Annotated in this window: 17 protein-coding genes and 1 tRNA gene; 3 read left to right on the top strand and 15 right to left on the bottom strand. The window is 45.1% G+C overall.

The genetic code is table 11. The annotated features are described in order from the left end of the window. From IX91_RS10760 to IX91_RS10690, 14 genes are all read right to left on the bottom strand, one after another. Entirely contained in the window at nucleotides 1–438 is a 438-nt protein-coding gene (locus tag IX91_RS10760; protein WP_004743385.1) for a DUF2753 domain-containing protein, read from the bottom strand. Between the two features lie 134 nt (nucleotides 439–572). Continuing rightward, complete coding sequence (gene gloA, locus IX91_RS10755; protein WP_004743384.1) at nucleotides 573–989, bottom strand: lactoylglutathione lyase; 417 nt, start codon at nucleotides 987–989, stop codon at nucleotides 573–575. 12 nt (nucleotides 990–1,001) lie between these two features. Then, on the bottom strand, nucleotides 1,002–1,643 hold the full coding sequence (gene nth / locus IX91_RS10750) for an endonuclease III (RefSeq protein ID WP_004743383.1): 642 nt from the start codon (nucleotides 1,641–1,643) through the stop codon (nucleotides 1,002–1,004). 50 nt (nucleotides 1,644–1,693) lie between these two features. Then, on the bottom strand, nucleotides 1,694–2,386 hold the full coding sequence (locus IX91_RS10745; RefSeq protein ID WP_004743382.1) for an electron transport complex subunit E: 693 nt from the start codon (nucleotides 2,384–2,386) through the stop codon (nucleotides 1,694–1,696). Further along, a complete protein-coding gene (gene rsxG, locus IX91_RS10740; RefSeq protein WP_004743381.1) occupies nucleotides 2,379–3,014 on the bottom strand; it encodes an electron transport complex subunit RsxG in 636 nt (211 codons plus the stop codon). The genes IX91_RS10745 and rsxG overlap by 8 nt, the downstream gene beginning before the upstream one ends. A gap of 9 nt (nucleotides 3,015–3,023) precedes the next feature. Beyond that, complete coding sequence (gene rsxD, locus IX91_RS10735; RefSeq protein ID WP_004743380.1) at nucleotides 3,024–4,070, bottom strand: electron transport complex subunit RsxD; 1,047 nt, start codon at nucleotides 4,068–4,070, stop codon at nucleotides 3,024–3,026. Then, on the bottom strand, nucleotides 4,070–6,808 hold the full coding sequence (gene rsxC / locus IX91_RS10730; protein ID WP_038550522.1) for an electron transport complex subunit RsxC: 2,739 nt from the start codon (nucleotides 6,806–6,808) through the stop codon (nucleotides 4,070–4,072). Before rsxC ends, rsxD begins: the two co-directional genes overlap by 1 nt. An 8-nt stretch (nucleotides 6,809–6,816) precedes the next feature. Beyond that, nucleotides 6,817–7,401 (bottom strand): electron transport complex subunit RsxB, encoded by a 585-nt coding sequence (gene rsxB / locus IX91_RS10725; protein WP_004748402.1) that lies wholly within the window; start codon nucleotides 7,399–7,401, stop codon nucleotides 6,817–6,819. After that, nucleotides 7,401–7,982 (bottom strand): electron transport complex subunit RsxA, encoded by a 582-nt coding sequence (gene rsxA / locus IX91_RS10720; RefSeq protein WP_004748403.1) that lies wholly within the window; start codon nucleotides 7,980–7,982, stop codon nucleotides 7,401–7,403. The genes rsxB and rsxA overlap by 1 nt, the downstream gene beginning before the upstream one ends. Before the next feature lie 267 nt (nucleotides 7,983–8,249). Continuing rightward, nucleotides 8,250–8,909 carry an HAD family hydrolase gene (locus IX91_RS10715; protein WP_004748405.1) on the bottom strand — a complete coding sequence of 220 codons (660 nt, stop codon included), beginning with the start codon at nucleotides 8,907–8,909 and terminating at the stop codon, nucleotides 8,250–8,252. A gap of 75 nt (nucleotides 8,910–8,984) precedes the next feature. Continuing rightward, complete coding sequence (locus IX91_RS10710) at nucleotides 8,985–9,731, bottom strand: SDR family oxidoreductase (protein WP_004748407.1); 747 nt, start codon at nucleotides 9,729–9,731, stop codon at nucleotides 8,985–8,987. 2 nt (nucleotides 9,732–9,733) lie between these two features. After that, nucleotides 9,734–10,717 carry a hypothetical protein gene (locus IX91_RS10705; protein ID WP_004748408.1) on the bottom strand — a complete coding sequence of 328 codons (984 nt, stop codon included), beginning with the start codon at nucleotides 10,715–10,717 and terminating at the stop codon, nucleotides 9,734–9,736. Next, nucleotides 10,710–11,759: an ABC transporter substrate-binding protein gene (locus tag IX91_RS10700; RefSeq protein WP_236642802.1), complete on the bottom strand. Its 1,050-nt coding sequence runs from the start codon at nucleotides 11,757–11,759 to the stop codon at nucleotides 10,710–10,712. Before IX91_RS10700 ends, IX91_RS10705 begins: the two co-directional genes overlap by 8 nt. Nucleotides 11,760–12,626: 867 nt before the next feature. Continuing rightward, a tRNA-Asn gene (locus IX91_RS10690) sits at nucleotides 12,627–12,702 on the bottom strand. Nucleotides 12,703–13,250: 548 nt separating this feature from the next. Here IX91_RS10690 and uvrB point away from each other — a divergent pair. The 3 genes from uvrB to luxU all read left to right on the top strand — a co-directional run bounded on the left by uvrB (nucleotide 13,251) and on the right by luxU (nucleotide 17,278). Further along, nucleotides 13,251–15,281 (top strand): excinuclease ABC subunit UvrB, encoded by a 2,031-nt coding sequence (uvrB, locus tag IX91_RS10685; protein ID WP_004748411.1) that lies wholly within the window; start codon nucleotides 13,251–13,253, stop codon nucleotides 15,279–15,281. Nucleotides 15,282–15,542: 261 nt separating this feature from the next. Continuing rightward, nucleotides 15,543–16,937: a quorum-sensing sigma-54 dependent transcriptional regulator LuxO gene (gene luxO / locus IX91_RS10680; RefSeq protein ID WP_038550519.1), complete on the top strand. Its 1,395-nt coding sequence runs from the start codon at nucleotides 15,543–15,545 to the stop codon at nucleotides 16,935–16,937. Beyond that, nucleotides 16,937–17,278, top strand: a complete 342-nt coding sequence (gene luxU, locus IX91_RS10675; protein WP_004748414.1) for a quorum-sensing phosphorelay protein LuxU — start codon at nucleotides 16,937–16,939, stop codon at nucleotides 17,276–17,278. Before luxO ends, luxU begins: the two co-directional genes overlap by 1 nt. On the opposite strand, the gene IX91_RS10670 is transcribed toward luxU, so the two are convergent. Further along, on the bottom strand, nucleotides 17,264–18,151 hold the full coding sequence (locus tag IX91_RS10670) for a YvcK family protein (protein WP_004748415.1): 888 nt from the start codon (nucleotides 18,149–18,151) through the stop codon (nucleotides 17,264–17,266). The genes luxU and IX91_RS10670 overlap by 15 nt on opposite strands. Nucleotides 18,152–18,202: the final 51 nt, after the last annotated feature.

Raw genomic sequence — 18,202 nt, 5'->3', positions numbered from 1 at the left:
TTAGTTCAAACGGAATTTAGCAATGAGGTTACAGTTGGTCGCGGTATCGATATCTTGTACCAACTGGGCAATCTTGGGATTGGGATGTCTTTTCATAAACTCAATCAGAGCCTTCTTACAGCAGCCCATAGAGTCGATAAACGCGTCGCAGTCTGTATTCGGACATTGTGGTACTAGCGTCAAAACTTTCTCAGAAGCGAGTTGGAGATATTTTAGTTCATACTTTACATCACCGACGTTGCGCCAAAACATCGCCATATTGTGGCAAGAAATCACAGAAATCATCAGACGATCTTCGACATCGATCTCTTCAGTGTCTCCAATGCGTTCACTTAGCGTAAGCGCTTGCTGATAATGAAGGATACCTCTTAGGTGATCTTCATCGTTCATTGCCATGTCTGCTAGTAAGGTATGTTTCTCCCACTCTTGGATGCCCATTGTTCTAATCTCCTAACCGCGAATAGGCTTGAGATTAAATGATAATTATTATCAAGTAAAGCTAAAAAAATAGGACAGTGTGATACTGTCCCATTTTCAACATCACTTGAAGTGATAATTAGGGTCAACAGACCCTAGCCTTCTAAGCCCGCGGATGCTTGCTTGTTCTGAATAAGTTCTAACATGTAGCCATCAGGGTCTTTAACGAACGCAATATGAGTTGTGCCGCCTTTAACTGGGCCTGGCTCACGAGTCACATTACCACCCGCAGCTTTGATTGCGTCGCAAGTTGTGTAGATATCATCAACTCCAATAGCGATATGACCAAAGGCACTGCCTAAGTCATACTCTTTTGTACCCCAGTTATACGTTAGCTCAATGACTGCACCTTGAGACTCATCACCATAACCAAGAAAAGCCAGAGTGTATTCATACTCTTTGTTTTCGTTAGTACGAAGTAGCTGCATGCCCATCACATCAGTATAAAATTGAATTGATTTGTCTAGATCACCGACGCGAAGCATGGTGTGCAGGATACGTCCATTTGACATTGTCGTGCTCTCCTAATTTTCTGGATAAACTTTTTCTTTGTATTCGCAAAGGTCTTCAATGATGCAGCTGCCACAGCGAGGTTTACGCGCAACACACGTATAGCGACCATGTAGGATTAGCCAGTGGTGTACATCTAACTTAAACTCTTTAGGTACGACCTTAAGCAGTTTCTCTTCTACTTGGTCGACATTCTTACCCATTGCAAACTTAGTACGATTTGAAACGCGGTAGATATGCGTATCCACAGCGATAGTTGGCCAGCCAAAAGCGGTATTTAGCACCACGTTTGCGGTTTTACGTCCAACGCCGGGTAATGCTTCGAGAGCTTCACGGTTTTCAGGGACTTCGCCATTGTGTTGTTCGAGTATGATCTTACAGGTCTTAATGACGTTCTCAGCTTTTGAGTTAAATAGACCGATAGTTTTAATATACTCTTTGACACCATCAACCCCTAAGTCAAAAAGACCTTGTGGGGTGTTAGCGACAGGATAGAGCTTGTCTGTCGCTTTGTTCACGCTTACGTCAGTGGCTTGAGCTGAGAGAAGTACCGCAATCAGTAATTCGAAAGGTGTACTCCAATTTAATTCGGTTTGAGGGTTTGGGTTATTTTCCCTCAGTCGCTCCAGTATTAATCGTCGTTTATCTTTGTTCATTTGAGGCTGCTTTCCAGTGCTCCGTTTGATGCGATACGCTCAAACTGTTGTTATTGATTGGTCACCCGAGCTCGCTCAATGGCTTGTTTTTGTTGTTTCGGCTGGCGAGCTTCTAATTGTTTATCTATGACATTTTTCGCGGCAATGAGCAATCCGACGCCGATGAAAGCACCTGGTGGAAGCAGGGCGAGAAGGAAGCTGTTGTCGAACTGAAACACCTCGATTCGTAACGAGGTTGCCCATTCACCGAGTAATAGGTCAGCACCGTCAAATAGCGTTCCGTTCCCAATAACCTCACGCATTGCTCCTAAGACGACCAGTACGCTGGTCATTCCGAGTCCCATCCAAAAGCCGTCTTGTGCAGCAGGAAGTAGGTCGTTCTTAGACGCAAAGGCTTCGGCGCGACCAATGATGATACAGTTAGTTACGATCAAAGGAATAAAGATACCTAGAGAAAGGTACAGGCCGTACGCGTAGGCATTCATCAACAATTGAACGCAGGTAACCAGTGCGGCGATGATCATGACGAATACAGGGATACGTACTTCTTTCGGTACATAGTCACGCACCAATGAGACGGTCACATTTGAGCCGACCAGAACGAGTAGGGTAGCAATTCCCAACCCAAGTGCATTGGTAACGGTCGATGACACTGCAAGTAATGGACACAAGCCTAGTAATTGAACTAGAGCAGGGTTGTTGTCCCACATGCCGTTCTTAATTAAGGTCTTATGCTCACTCATGGTTGCCTCCACAGTTTAGTGGCTGTGCTAATATTTTTTCGCGATGGGTATTAACGTACTCAACAGTATTTTTTACCGCTTTTACCACAGCGCGAGGAGTAATGGTTGCCCCTGTGAATTGATCAAACTGACCACCATCTTTACGCACTTTCCAATCGGATAGATTATCTTCGCTGACAGTTTTACCTGCAAAACCGAGGATCCAGTCGGTAATACGTAAATCTATCTTATCACCTAATCCCGGTGTTTCCTGATGGCTTAAGACCCGCGTTCCGGTAATGGTTCCATCTTGCTGGATACCGACAATAATCTTGATAGCACCATTATAGCCGTCCGGTGCAATCGCTTCGATGGCTAAAGCCGATGGTTCATTATTGATGGTTGCCATATAAACAGGCATCGGTGAGTCGGTGCCAAGTGCTGGGTCACTGACTAAGGTACAAGCTTGATAAAGATCGTTATCGTGCATTTCGTGAGGAATCACTTGATTGAGCACCGAAAGCAGCTGCTTTTGTTCCTGCAGCTGAATCTGATCTTTAGTTAAATAGTTGGTCAGCGCTACTACACCTGTCGAAGCACAGGCAAACACCGCTAGAACCACACCATTTTTTCTAATCGCATTTAACATGATGAAACCTTAGTGACCGTACGTTCTTGGTTTGGTGTAGTAATCGATAAGAGGTACACACATATTACCCAGCAATACCGCAAAGGCCACACCATCAGGGAAGCCGCCCCAACTGCGGATGATAAATACCATTGCCCCAATAAATGCGCCAAACACCAATCGCCCTTTAACTGTCGTTGAAGCCGAGACTGGGTCAGTGGCTATAAAGAAGGCACCCAGCATGGTTGCACCAGACAGAAGATGAATAAGCGGTGACGCCGTCGTTCCTGGAGTCAAAATCATGAATAGGCTGCTGATTAGCGTCAGGCTCAGCAAAAAGCTCACCGGAATATGCCAATTGATCACTCGTACTTTGATCAGAATGAGACCACCAACAAGATAAGCAAGGTTGACCCACTCCCAGCCGATACCGGCTAGGCTACCAAATTGTGGCTGGGTTAAAGCTTCACTAGCTGTGTTGCCCGTCGTCAACGCGGTCTTAAAGGCATCCAAAGGTGTTGCCATGGTGATGCCATCAATGCCGGTGCGGATTTGCTGGAGAGAAAGCCCCTCTAGGTTAAATCCGGTAAAGATCAGCGAAAAAGCATCTCCACTCGAAATCGCCGTTGCTTGCAGTTCATTGGGAGAGATCCAGCTTGTCATCTGTACTGGGAAAGAGATCAGCAATACCACATAAGCGACCATCGCTGGGTTAAATAGGTTTTGACCAATACCACCATAGAGATGCTTGGCAATCACAATCGCGAAAATAAGCCCGATGGCAATGATCCACCAAGGTGACAGCGGAGGAATCGCAATAGCAAGCAACCAAGCAGTGACTAAGGCACTGTTATCGCGTAGTGCTGACATCGGGTGACGTTTTCTGGCCAGCATGACCAAGGCTTCTAAACCCAGACCGATCACAATCGCAAGAATAAGCTGGATTATTGTACCCCAGCCAAAGAAATAGGTTTGTGCTGCCAATCCTGGCAAAGCGCAAAGCGCTACCCATTTCATTAGATCAGGAGTGCTTCTGCGACTATGCGCATGGGGTGAGCTGGCAATAAAGAAGGCCACTACTCTTTCTCCTCAAATTGTTTTTGTTGTTCTTTTTCGGCTTTACGTGCTTTCGCGCGTGCAATAGCGGCGGCAACAGCAGCTTTCTTAGGATCTTCCTCGGTTGCCTCTGTAGTAGGCGCTTGCTCCACAGGCTCAGATTGAGCTTGCTGCTCGGCTTTGCGTGCTTTTGCTCGTGCAATAGCGGCGGCAACGGCAGCTTTCTTCGGATCGTCGTCAGTTTCTTCTGCAGCGGGCGCTTGTTCAACAGGCTCAGATTGCTCTTGCTGCTTGGCTTTACGTGCTTTAGCGCGAGCAATAGCGGCAGCAACGGCAGCTTTCTTAGGATCTTCCTCAGCTACTTCTGCAGTAGGTGCTTGCTCCACAGGCTCAGATTGAGCTTGCTGCTCGGCTTTACGTGCTTTTGCTCGGGCAATAGCAGCGGCAACTGCAGCTTTCTTCGGATCTTCTTCAGTTGCTTCTGCAGCAGGCGCTTGCTCAACAGGCTCAGATTGCTCTTGCTGCTTGGCTTTGCGTGCTTTTGCTCGTGCAATAGCGGCAGCAACGGCGGCTTTCTTAGGATCTTCCTCAGTTATCTCTGTAGCAGGTGCTTGTTCAACAGGCTCAGATTGCTCTTGCTGCTCAGCTTTACGCGCTTTTGCTCGGGCAATAGCAGCGGCAACGGCGGCTTTCTTCGGATCTTCTTCAGTTGCTTCTGCAGCAGGAGCTTGTTCAGTAGTTTCAGATTGAGCTTGCTGCTCGGCTTTGCGCGCTTTCGCTCGTGCAATAGCGGCAGCAACGGCGGCTTTCTTCGGATCTTCGTCAGTTGCTTCTGCAGCAGGCGCAGGCTCAACAGGTTCAGATTGAGTTTGTTGCTCGGCTTTACGTGCTTTCGCTCGCGCAATAGCGGCAGCAACAGCAGCTTTCTTATCTTCAACTGGTGGCGCTTGGTCAGTTTCTTCTGTTTGTGCTTTCTTCGCTTTAGCTCGCGCTATCGCAGCAGCGACGGCATCTTTTTTGTCGTCTGTTGACGTGTGTTCAGATTGCTGGGCTTTCTCTGCTTTGCGCTCTCTCGCTTGACGTTTACGCTCTTCACGCAGCTTGGCCATTTCACTGTTATCAGGTTCAGCTTGGCCGCTTTGCATCGCTTCAGCCTGTTTTGCTTTCGCTTTTGCAATTGCCGCTGCAACAGCAGGTTTAACGGCTTTCTCTTCTGTGGCAGGCTGGGCTTTTTGTGCCTTAACTCGTGCAATGGCGGCTGCAATCGCATCATCGCCACCAGAAGATTTCATCTCTTTACGGCGGTCATCTGCGGCTTTCTTGAAGCGATTTTCGCGAGCGGCTTTATCTCGCTCTAGACGCGCTTTCTTCTCTTCAAAACGAATCTTCGCGCGCTCTGCCGCTTCTGCTTCTTCTTTACGAGTACGGATCTCAGCTTTTGCCTGGCGATAGTATTGAACCAGTGGGATTTCACTCGGACAAACGAAGGCACAAGCACCACACTCGATACAATCTTTAATGTTCAGCTCTTCACATTTATCAAGCTCTTCTGCTTTGGCATGCCAAACCAGTTGCTGAGGGAGAAGAGAGGCAGGGCAGGCTTCGGCACACTGACCGCAGCGGATACACGCCATTTCATATTGATTTGGTGAAATCTCTTTGCGAGTGGGAGCCAGAATACAGTTGGACGTTTTGGTGATTGGCACCTGCGCATGAGGCAGAGTGAAGCCCATCATAGGACCACCCATAATTAGGCGCGGTAATTTCTTATCTGCTTTGTAACTAAATTCATCCAACAGAGCTTGCACTGGCGTGCCAAGTAGCGCCCAAACGTTTCTTGGCTGCTTAAAGGTATCACCGGTTAAAGTTACGATGCGTTCTACCAGTGGTTCGCCATCGCAAACTGCTCGTTTAATCGCATGCAATGAGCCAACGTTTTGCACCAATATCCCGATATCTGCAGGAATACCGCCGTTCGGCACTTCTTTGTTGGTCAGGATTTTGATCAGCTGCTTCTCACCACCTGAAGGGTATTTGGTCGGGATAACACGGATGACAATGTCTTTGTGCTCGGCGGCTTGTTGTAGCGCTTTGACTGCTTCAGGTTTGTTATCTTCAATGCCAATAACCGTTAGTTTCGGCTTGAGGATATGCTCAACGATCTCTATCCCTTGAATGATCTCTTCGGCATGTTCACGCATTAACATATCATCGGCAGTAATGTAGGGCTCACATTCTGCAGCGTTGATGATCAGAATCTCTGTTCTTGCCAGACCCGATTGAATTTTCTTCGCTGTTGGGAAGCCTGCGCCACCCATACCAGATACACCTGCTTGACGAATCTTTTCAATCAGCTCGTCAGGAGTGCGCTCAGCATAATTAGACCAGCCATCGCGTTCGATCCAGCTGTCTGCCATATCAGGCTTAATAACAATACAGGTTTCACTTAAACCAGAAGGGTGAGCAGTGGTTCTTGGTTCAATAGCAACCACAGTGCCTGAAGTTGGCGCATGCACAGGTAGCATAAAGCTAGTGTCGTACTTAGTCAGTGACTGACCTTTAAGTACTTGCTCGCCAACTTCAACCGTAATAGTGCCAGGCTTACCAATGTGTTGTTTGACCGGCAGGACAATTTCTTCGGCAATAGCCACGCGTGAAAGCGCATGACTGACCGACTGAGATTTGTTTTCAGCAGGGTGAACGCCACCAGGGAAAGTCCACAAGGCGCCAGTTTTGATTTGTTCGATTAATGACAGCATACCAGTCCTTAACTCCCGCTGTTCTGCTTGACGGCAGAATCGGTAATATCAACAACAGGAATGGCGTCCATCTGCCACTTCCAGCTCGCTGTAGTGGTTTCTACAGGAATCATTTCAATACAGTCTGTTGGGCAAGGAGCAACACATAAATCACACCCAGTACATTCGTCCTTAATCACGGTATGAAGTGCTTTTGTCCCACCCACAATGGCGTCTACTGGACAGGCTTGAATACACTTAGTACAACCAATGCACATATCTTCGTGGATATAGGCGACGGTTTTTACTGCGTTTTCAAGGTCGTGTGCCGAGTCGGTTGCTTCGACTCCCATTAGGTCCGCAAGCTTTTCTATTGTTGCCTGACCACCCGGAGGACATTTGTTGATTTCATCACCATTGGCGATAGCCTCAGCGTATGGTCGGCATCCTGGATAACCACATTGACCACATTGGGTTTGCGGTAGAATACTGTCGATTTGATCAACGATAGGATCCGCTTCTACTTTAAAGCGAATCGAAGCGAAACCAAGGATCGCACCGAAAATAGCGGCGAGAACCGCGATGGCGATAATTGCGATTACTATTGAGCTCATTACAGCTTCACCAAACCAGTAAAGCCCATGAATGCGAGAGACATTAATCCAGCGGTAATCATCGCAATTGATGCGCCTTTAAATGGCATAGGGACGTCAGCAGCGGCAAGGCGTTCGCGCATAGAGGCAAATAACACCAGCACCAATGAAAAGCCAACCGCTGCGCCGAAACCATAAATGATCGATTCGATAAAGTTATGGTTTTCGTTAATGTTTAGCAGTGCAACACCCAGAACCGCACAGTTAGTGGTGATCAGGGGAAGGAAAATACCCAATAAGCGATACAGAGTCGGGCTAGTTTTATGTACCACCATCTCTGTAAATTGAACCACAACCGCGATCACCAGAATAAAACTCATGGTGCGCAAGTATTGCAGGTTGAGTGGATCTAAAATGTAGTTCTCTACGAGATACGCGCACACGGAGGCTAAGGTCAAAACGAACGTTGTCGCTAACCCCATTCCAATAGCGGTTTCTAGTTTTTTAGAAACACCCATAAATGGACATAAGCCCAGAAACTTCACCAGTACAAAGTTGTTGACCAGCACAGTGCCGACCAACAACAAAAGATATTCGGTCATAGTTATATAATTTAGAAATTCCGATCCCGACATTATCCTGCTTTGCTTGTTCAATAACAACCAAGGAAAGATAAGGTTTTATATTGTTGAATAAAAATTATACGAGATTGTGCTAAAAAAGTTGAATAAATACTACTTAGTAAAGGAAAACCGGCATTTAGATTTTGCCTAGTGAATGTTTGGCTGAGGAGAGAGAAAAGAGCAACACTAGGTTGCTCTTTGAATTTGGGTTATTCCATTGTGATGTGTTCAAGCAAAACCTTGGCGTTAACCCCAATTAAGTATGGTCCAATTTGGTTGGTTCGCGTGTGCTTTCAAACGAGGGCATGGATTGACCAAATAAGCGTGATCCGCGTATTGGCACAGCGGCAAGTCATTGATTGAGTCAGTGAAAAAATGCAGTTCAGAATACGACTCAGAATGTTCTTTTAACCACTGTTTTAAGCGAGTGACTTTACCTTCACGATAACTTGGTACACCTCGTATCTTGGCGGTGTAATGATCGGCCTCTGAAACGAGATCGATACCAAGTGCGGTGTGAATGCCTAAGTGACGTCCCACCGCTTCAACTAAGAAAGTCACACTGGCAGAGATAATCAGCATATCAATACCATCACGAGATAGTTGCTCGATTAAGGTTTTAGACTGAGGAAACTGTTTATCTAGAATACGAGTTTTTACACATTCTTCTACCAACAGATTAACCTGTTCAACAGGTATGTCAGCTAACGGTGCCATAGAAAAGGTTAAGTAGTCTTGCATATCTAACTTGCCTTCGGCATACAAACTCATTAAACGTTGGTCTTCTTCGATGAAGTTCGGCTCAGTCGCGATACCCTTGTCAACCATAAACTCATTCCAAATCATCGCACAATCGGCATTGATTAAGGTCTCGTCTAGATCGAATACGTACAAAGGTTTGGACATGGTTAGGTTCCCTTATTCTGATACGGCAATTTCTCGCGACACTAGCAGCAAACAATGTCGAAAATGTGACAGACCCTAATAACCTTTGAAGAACCCGCCATCCAATAGAATATTCTGTCCTGTCATATGATTGCTTAGTGGGCCAAGTAAAGCGTTAACAGCGTCAACGACGTCTTGAACAGATGCGTATTTCTTTAGCGGAATATTGCTGACTTCTTGTGTTATTTGCTGGTCAAAACTGACACCGTTTTGTTGCGCTTTGTTGTGCATCTTATTGGTATAGCTTTCAGTCATAACTCCGCCTAGTGAGAGCGTATTGACTGATACTCCTTTTTCTCCGAGGACGAGCGCCATGGTTTTAGCTTGCCCTAGCCAAGCGGAGCGAAGACAGTTATTGGTACTATAGTTTGTAAGTGCGCTTTTGCTACTTAAACCCGATATCAGTACGATCTTAGCGCCATGATTAAGGCGATCATTTTCCACCAGATATTTTATTAAACTTAATGGGCGGATAAAGAAGTTTTGGTATAGGGTTTGCCAAGTCTCGTTGTCAGGAAATAGCTCTGAAGAGGGAGGGATTCTGGGGATGATAAACACGATCTGGTCGAGCTTCTCATGAGTTGAGATTGCGAAAGCCGCTTGCTTAATGCTCTCGTCACAAGTGAAATCCAGAGGCACCGCTTCACAAGGGGTCTTTAGACCAGAACTTAGTGCGCCTAGTTTTTCTTGATTTCTTCCAGTAAGAATGAGCTTTCCAGACATTGATTGAGCAATAGCGCTGCCCATTCCACTCGTCGCGCAAGTAATTAAGGTTGTTTTCAAGTTTAGGTTCCTCTTGAAATTAAATGCATTAGGTTGTCTTGATAGTGACTACTTACTTTAAGTTCATGTTCCTTACCTTTGATCCAAATGCTCACAGTGTGGCCATCTTTATTGGTTTTGATATCGATATTTTCATCGCTCTCAAAAAGCTCTTTCTTGACCAGAGTCGAGCGGTTTAGCCGAACCAAAGGAATTGGAAACGACTGCTCAAGATCGGTGAGTGAACATTTAATTTTGGTTGATAGACCCGATTTGTAGATCACCTCAGAGTAAGGATGCTTGTAGTTAACTAACGTAATGTCTTCGTTAATTGCGAAAGCCCGTTTGTTACTGTTAATTATCTTCAGTATGTTGTTTAGATTCTGCTTTTCACTCGGTGTGTCTAGGGGAGGAGCAGTCTCTTTTGGGCGGTTGTTGTTACCTTGACTGAGCAAACATTTTGCCACCCAAACCAATGAACCAATTAGCAGCATTTCAGCAAATACTATGGATGTGATAACTGAGCTGCTGACTCCTCTGTACGTCAAACCTTCACCTTGACTCAAGTAGTAGCTAACGGCAGCAAGCTGTTTGCTTGCGACAGTGATCGGAACGGAGCCTGAGTGAAGGGTTATCTGAGAGGCGTTCGAAGTAAGCTCAGCGATTGAGGTGCCTTTGGTACAGTGCTCAGAAACGTCCCGGTCATCAACAGAAAAGCTACTCACAGCGACCTGTATACACATCTTTGCATTGATGTTTGATTTCTCATAAGCGGTTAGGAAGTTTTTGAGGCTGGATTTAATACCAGGAATATTGAATGTATAAACATCATCTAAAAATGAATCTGTTTTTGTCCAAGCAACGATTAATGCGCCGGCTAAATCGTGATTAGGCGCTTGCTTTTTTGCTAGTTGTAAACTGCTGATTATCAGCCATAGTTGGCTGACTAAGATTAGAGTCCCAACGACTGCCAGCAATTGAGAAACCGTGAATCGTCTATTAATCATCTGAGCTCTCATTGACATAAAGTGTGGTTACTTTTTGATTGCCTTGGCTAGTAACCTGATAAAGGTACATTGGCTTTTTATTGTGGCCTGTGTTGCTAATATCAATGGATTTACCATCCATCGCGGTTTTGTATTTCGAACTTTTAAGCACACTTATTGCCTGTTTTTTATCTTGCAGTGTCGAGAGCTGGTCAATTTGGCTCTCGACGAGTTGGATTAGATCAAAAGAGTAGGCACTGAGAAATGACGTATATTCGAATGGACAGTAAGTATTGGCATAGGAATTAAACAGTTTTTCGTTGGGGCCTTTAACTTCTCCATCCCAGTTCTTTAGGAACTTTACGCTTATGTTCGGCGAAACTTGCTCAATGATGTCGTAAAACTCTTTCCTTCCGCCAATGGAGTCGGGCCCTAAAATAGTTAGGCTTTCTTTGTCGGTCACCGCCAGTTCATGATAGAAAGAGGCAATGTGTGGATTAAAGAGTGGAGCGAAAATAACATCTCCAGAGTCTATTTTCTGAGCAATCTCTTTTTGAGACTCAAAGGTAAACTGATGAACTTGTACATCTATTTCGGGATTTTGTGTCAGCACTAAGCGTAAGAACTCTTTTGATACCTCTGTTGAATATCGGTTCGCTTGAGCATTGACGATATGCAGAGTATTCATGTTGCTCTGAGCCAAGTAATAAGATGCTAGAACTTCTGCCTGATATAAGTTTGATGGCATTATAGACAGACCTAAACTCGTGTCTTTAATGACCTCCATTGCTGTTGCGGAAGTGATATATGGAATCTTAGCTTCAGTCAGAAAGGCTGTAGCCGCTTCAGCTTCTTTTGATAGCAGTGGAAGAACGGCTATATCCACATCTTTATCTATCAACTCTAAGGCAGCCTGCGCACTACCACTTGCTGAACGGTTGTTTTCTACAAATATTACAGAAATATCTCTAGACGTATTAGTTAACGTATCTGTTGTACTTTTAAGGATGCATATCTTTTCTGTGTTGGACTTGGAGCTGTTTTTTGAGGTATGTCCTACCATAACTCCAATTTTATATATGTCGTGTTGACTCGCGTGTGTATGAAAAGCAAGCAGAAAGAAACACATCAAACCCATAGCGTTGCATATTAGCCTGATGTGTAGAGGGGAGAATTTAATAAAATTCATCCAAGTGTCCCTGTATTTAGTTAAACTAAAACTTATGTGGTTTTAAGCTTATGTTTCTGTTTTAAAAAGGAATTGTTTTAGTTTTGATATTTTTTTATTTTTTTAATTAATATCGAGGATGATTATAATTGAACTTATTGCTGACTGAAATATTATTAGTGCACGCAATGAGACTGACTGATTAGTAATTAGTCACCTTTACAGGTCATATTTAAAATGCATTTTTACTGGTGATGTTTATACAAACACAAAAATGAACGACTGTTGCACCAAGATAATAAAAACACGTCTGGCTAGGCGTTAGACTGGGAAATAATTCTCAGCAAACAGATAAAGCCCGAACATATGTTCGGGCTTTATCTGTTTTGGGTGCTTTCGTGTATTCAGTTTGTTCAGAGCGGGCGGCCAGGTCTGAAGCATTGTTTGGCACAAACCGGGAGCAATAGATACGAAAAAGCTGCGTCTTACGACACGGCTTTTTCTAAATTTGGTGTTGTGCTGTCGGGACTCAACGCGGGCGGCCAGCTCTGAGACATTAGCTTGGAACAAGCAAGTCGCAGTTGAAAACGAAAAAAGCTCAACCTTTCGATTGAGCTTTTTTCTGAATTTGGCTCCCCTCTGGCGGGACTCAACGCGGCCGGCTAGGACGGTCCGACGCTTCGGCTGAGACATTGGTTTGGCACAAACCAGGAGCATTAGATACGAAAAAGCCGCGTCTTACGACACGGCTTTTTCTAAATTTGGCTCCCCCTGCGGGACTCGAACCTGCGACATACGGATTAACAGTCCGCCGTTCTACCAACTGAACTAAGGGGGAATTGCTTTGAGCGAGGCGAATATTAGCGATCAGCTAGAGTAGTGTCAACACGAAGAGTGCGATTGTAACGAAAAAAAACACATAAAAAATACTTTACTTTCCTGAAGCCCTTACCGAATAAGGGGTAGATTTACTTATCCACCAAAATTGTGGATAACTATGTGTGTGAAATTTGAGTAAGTCAGGGAATTGTAAAAATAGCAGTCATTCTCATTGAGCAGGGGTGGGGGATTCTGGCCAGTAAAGTGTTGTTATATAGCGGTTTAGGCGTGAAAATGATCACGAAGTTATCGACTCGACGATATTCGAATTGTGTGGATTAAACTAAAAATAAGATAAAAATGTGGATAAGCTGTGGGCTTGTTTTGGTCTGTTTTCGAGGTGGATCTCTAGCAGGGCGAAAGATAATATCAGGATTAAAGGTAATGATCTAGCGGCAAAATGCCACTTTATGCAAAACAGAGATTAATTTTTCCGTTATCGCTTGAGTCTGTATATATATACAGCCACAATAGAGTCTACAACGTATGACTAGACAGAGATGAAGTATGAGTAAAGTTTTTGATTTAGTGTCTGATTATAAGCCCTCTGGCGATCAGCCTACCGCGATTGAGCAACTGCTTGATGGTCTTGATTCAGGTTTAGCCCACCAAACTTTACTTGGCGTAACTGGTTCAGGAAAAACTTTTACACTTGCCAACGTAATTGCCAGCGCTCAGCGTCCAGCTATTCTACTTGCTCCGAATAAAACGCTAGCGGCTCAGCTTTATGGTGAGATGAAATCTTTCTTCCCTAATAATGCCGTTGAATACTTTGTTTCTTACTACGATTACTACCAGCCTGAAGCTTATGTGCCCACGACTGATACCTTTATTGAGAAAGATGCCTCCGTTAACGCGCATATTGAGCAGATGCGTCTCTCTGCGACCAAAGCCCTGTTAGAACGTAAAGATGCGATTATTGTCGCTTCTGTGTCGGCGATTTATGGTTTGGGTGATCCTGAATCTTATCTGCAAATGATGCTACATATCCGCCGTGGTGATGTGATGGATCAGCGCGATATTCTGCGCCGCCTAGCTGAGCTGCAATATAGCCGTAATGACGTCGCATTCGAGCGTGGTCAGTTCCGCGTGCGTGGCGAAGTGATTGATATTTTTCCGGCTGAATCCGATCAAGACGCAGTGCGTATCGAGATGTTCGATGATGAGATTGATTGTATTAGTGTGTTTGATCCGCTGACAGGAGCAGTCAAACAGCGTGACTTGGCACGTTACACGATTTATCCCAAAACCCACTATGTCACGCCAAGAGAGCGAATTCTTTCTGCGATAGAGAAAATTAAAGTGGAGCTTGAAGGGCGCAAGAAACACTTACTTGATAACAACAAACTACTTGAAGAGCAGCGTATTTCGCAGCGTACTCAGTTTGATATTGAGATGATGAACGAGCTGGGATTTTGTTCAGGTATCGAAAACTACTCACGTTATCTAAGTGGCCGTAGCGAGGGCGAGCCGCCACCAACCTTGTTTGATTACTTGCCTCACGATGGTTTGCTGATCATTGATGAATCCCACGTTACCGTGCCTCAGATTGGTGCCATGTACAAAGGTGACCGCTCGCGTAAAGAGACGCTGGTGGAGTTTGGTTTCCGTCTACCTTCCGCACTCGACAATCGACCAATGAAGTTTGAAGAGTTTGAATCCATTTCGCCTCAGACAATATTTGTCTCTGCAACGCCAGGAAACTATGAGCTAGAGAAGTCGGATGGTGAAATTGCGGATCAAGTTGTTCGTCCTACAGGCTTGCTCGACCCTCAACTTGAAGTGCGCCCAGTGGCAACTCAGGTGGATGATCTGCTGTCAGAAATTCGTATCCGCGCTGCTAAAGATGAGCGAGTTCTGGTGACTACTTTAACTAAGAGGATGGCGGAAGACTTAACCGAGTATCTCACTGAGCACGATGTTAAGGTTCGCTATCTTCACTCTGATATTGATACGGTCGAAAGGGTCGAAATCATTCGCGACTTGCGTCTTGGAGAGTTTGATGTGTTGGTGGGAATCAACTTACTCCGTGAAGGCTTAGATATGCCAGAAGTCTCCTTAGTGGCGATTTTGGATGCTGATAAAGAAGGTTTCTTGCGTTCAGAGCGATCGCTTATCCAGACGATTGGCCGTGCAGCACGTAATGTGGCGGGTAAAGCGATTCTTTACGCTGACAGCATTACTAAATCAATGGACAAAGCGATGGGAGAGACCAACCGTCGTCGTGAAAAACAGCAAGCTTACAACGAGAAGATGGGCATCGAGCCTCAAGCACTAAAACGTAATGTTAAAGACATTATGGAGCTAGGTGACATTACCAAGAGTAAGAAGCAGCGCGTTAGCAAGACTGTACCATTGTCTAAAGTGGCTGAGCCTTCGCAGAGCTATGATGTGATGACGCCTCAACAACTTGATAAAGAGATTAGCAAACTAGAAGCGCAGATGTATCAACATGCCCAAGACTTAGAGTTTGAACTTGCAGCGCAGAAGAGGGATGAGATAGATAAGCTTCGCAAGCAGTTTATTGTTAACAGCTAACACGAATTTAAGACGAAAAAATAGCCAGTAGAAACTTGGTTCTACTGGCTGTAATTTGTGAATACTAAGTTCACTAACAACGTCAGTTGGCTAGGTGACCCATGAGGGTCATAACAGATTTAGCATATAGCGTGCCAAATTAAACTGGCCTCAAAATGCGTTATTCATCACCCTATTCAGGTCTATTTCGTGTTTTAAATTGCATAATGCAAAGCGCAATGCGATTATTTATATAAATGCGAAGAAGACCTTGGCTAGGTTATGCAATATAATACACAAGCAAAAAACTCAAAGTATTTGTTGATGGTTGAAGATACCGCCTCTGTAGCGGCGTTGTATCGTTCTTATCTCACACCACTTCAAATTGATATCAATATCGTCGGCACTGGCCGTGATGCCATTGATAGCCTCAATTTCCGAACCCCTGACCTTATCCTGCTCGATCTACGATTACCTGATATGACAGGTATGGATGTCTTGCACGCGGTGAAAGAAAAGAACCCGGATGTGCCCGTTATTTTTATGACTGCGCATGGTTCGATTGATACCGCCGTAGAAGCAATGCGTCATGGCGCGCAAGACTTCCTAATTAAACCCTGTGAAGCTGATCGACTCCGTGTAACGGTTAACAACGCTCTGCGTAAAGCGAACAAGCTGAAAAACGATGGTGATAATCCGGGAAGTCAAGGATATCAAGGTTTTATCGGCAGTAGTCAAACGATGCAGGCGGTATACAGAACCATTGACTTGGCGGCGACGAGTAAAGCCAGTATCTTTATCACTGGTGAAAGTGGAACGGGTAAAGAAGTGTGTGCTGAAGCAATTCACGCGACCAGTAAACGTGGTGACAAACCGTTTATTGCCATCAACTGTGCTGCCATCCCAAAAGATCTGATTGAAAGTGAACTATTTGGTCACGTTAAAGGCGCATTTACCGGTGCTGCGACGGATCGACAAGGCGCGGCGGAGCTTGCTGATGGTGGTACGCTTTTCCTTGATGAGCTGTGTGAAATGGACTTAGATTTGCAGACTAAGCTGTTACGTTTTATTCAAACCGGTACCTTCCAGAAAGTTGGTTCGTCGAAGATGAAGAGCGTGGATGTACGTTTTGTTTGCGCAACCAATAAAGATCCTTGGAAAGAAGTCGAAGAAGGGCGCTTCCGCGAAGATTTGTACTATCGTTTGTATGTTATTCCTCTTCATTTGCCACCTTTGCGTGAGCGCGGTGACGATATTATTGAAATTGCCTACTCACTGCTGGGTTTCATGTCGAAGGAAGAGGGTAAAGATTTTGTTCGTTTGGCCGCTGAGGTCGTTGACCGTTTCTCGCGCTACGAATGGCCGGGCAATGTGCGTCAGTTGCAAAATGTCTTACGTAATGTGGTGGTGTTAAACAATGGCCGTGAGATTGATTTAGCCATGCTGCCACCGCCGCTCAATCAACCATCAAAAAATGAGATTCGAGTGACTAGACCGCAAAACGAAACAGTCTCAGTACAAGATATATTCCCTTTGTGGCTTACTGAGAAAAATGCCATTGAACAGGCAATAAAAGCGTGTGATGGTAACATACCGAAAGCCGCAGGCTATTTGGATGTAAGTCCATCAACCATATACAGAAAACTACAAGCGTGGAATGCCAAGGAAGTACAATAGTGGACATTTTAGATCAAAGTAAAATCGACCGACTCGCTAGTGAAATTGGTGCTGAAAATGTCCCTGTTTTGCTTGAGATATTTTTAAACGAGTTGCAAATGTATATCGATAAGCTCTCGCAAATCGAAGGCCAAGAGCAAGAGCAATACTTGAAAGAGATCAGTCACGCATTAAAAAGCAGTGCAGCCAGTTTTGGCGCAGAAGCACTGCGCGCGTATTCTGCAGAGGTGGACTCTAGTGCTAAGTCTGGTACTTCTCTTGAATCAGAAAGCAATAAACAGCAAATGTTATCTCTACTGAGTGAAACCCAGCAGAGATATCAGCAACTATTCAACCAGTAACCACTCAATCGCTTGTTGCAGCTTGGCCCTGTCGTGACGCCAGTCGCGATTGGGTGAGGCTAGCGGTGTTGTGACACAATTCCATTCTTCAAGCTCTGGATGAGGTGTTTCACCTAGAACCACGTCTATTTTGCGACCTTGGCAAGAGCGCTCACACCATTCCAATTTTTCTTGCAATGTCATTTGCCCAGCGGGGCCATACTCAGGTGAAAGGTTCTCGACAAACACTAGTTTAGCTTTGCGGTTATTGGCAATCGCCCGACCGATCTCTGGGAGCAGCAGTGGCGGCATAATACTGGTCAGAAAACTGCCCGGACCGAGAATAATCGCGTCAGCTTCCTCAATAGCTTGTACACCTTCTTTCGTGGCTGGGACTTCGGGTTCAAGATCGAGTCGAATCAACTTTTCGGGCATCTCATCAACACTGGTCTCTCCTGTAACCCAACGTCCATCTGGCGCAAGCGCTTTTAGATCTGAAGGGTGTTCTGACATCGGGATGATATTGACATCGACCTTAAGCATATTGCGAATTAGGTTTGTGGCATCTAGAGGGCGAACTGACAGGTTGTCGAGGGCGGTGAGCATCAAGTTACCCAGATTATGCCCATCAAGTTCTCCAGCACCTTTGAATCGGTATTCAAACATCATCGAACTGATGGAAGGGTCAGTGATAAGCTGATTGATACAGTTGCGTGTATCTCCCCATGCAATGCCGCCTTGGCAATTGCGAATGCGACCTGTTGAGCCGCCGTTATCTGTGGTAGCAACAATCCCCGTTGCATTTGAGCCAAAATCTTTGAGTGCCGCAAGCATACGTCCAAGGCCGTGGCCTCCACCGACAGCGACCACTTTATTGCTAGCGTAAATTGTCATGCTGAGCTTCTTTTTATTCATAACCAACTACAATTTAGATTATTGCATTAA

The organism is Vibrio tubiashii ATCC 19109 (genome assembly GCF_000772105.1).
Classification (GTDB): Bacteria; Pseudomonadota; Gammaproteobacteria; order Enterobacterales; family Vibrionaceae; genus Vibrio; species Vibrio tubiashii.
Note: the sequence above shows the minus strand (reverse complement) of the source record. Positions and strands in the feature narration are given on the sequence as shown.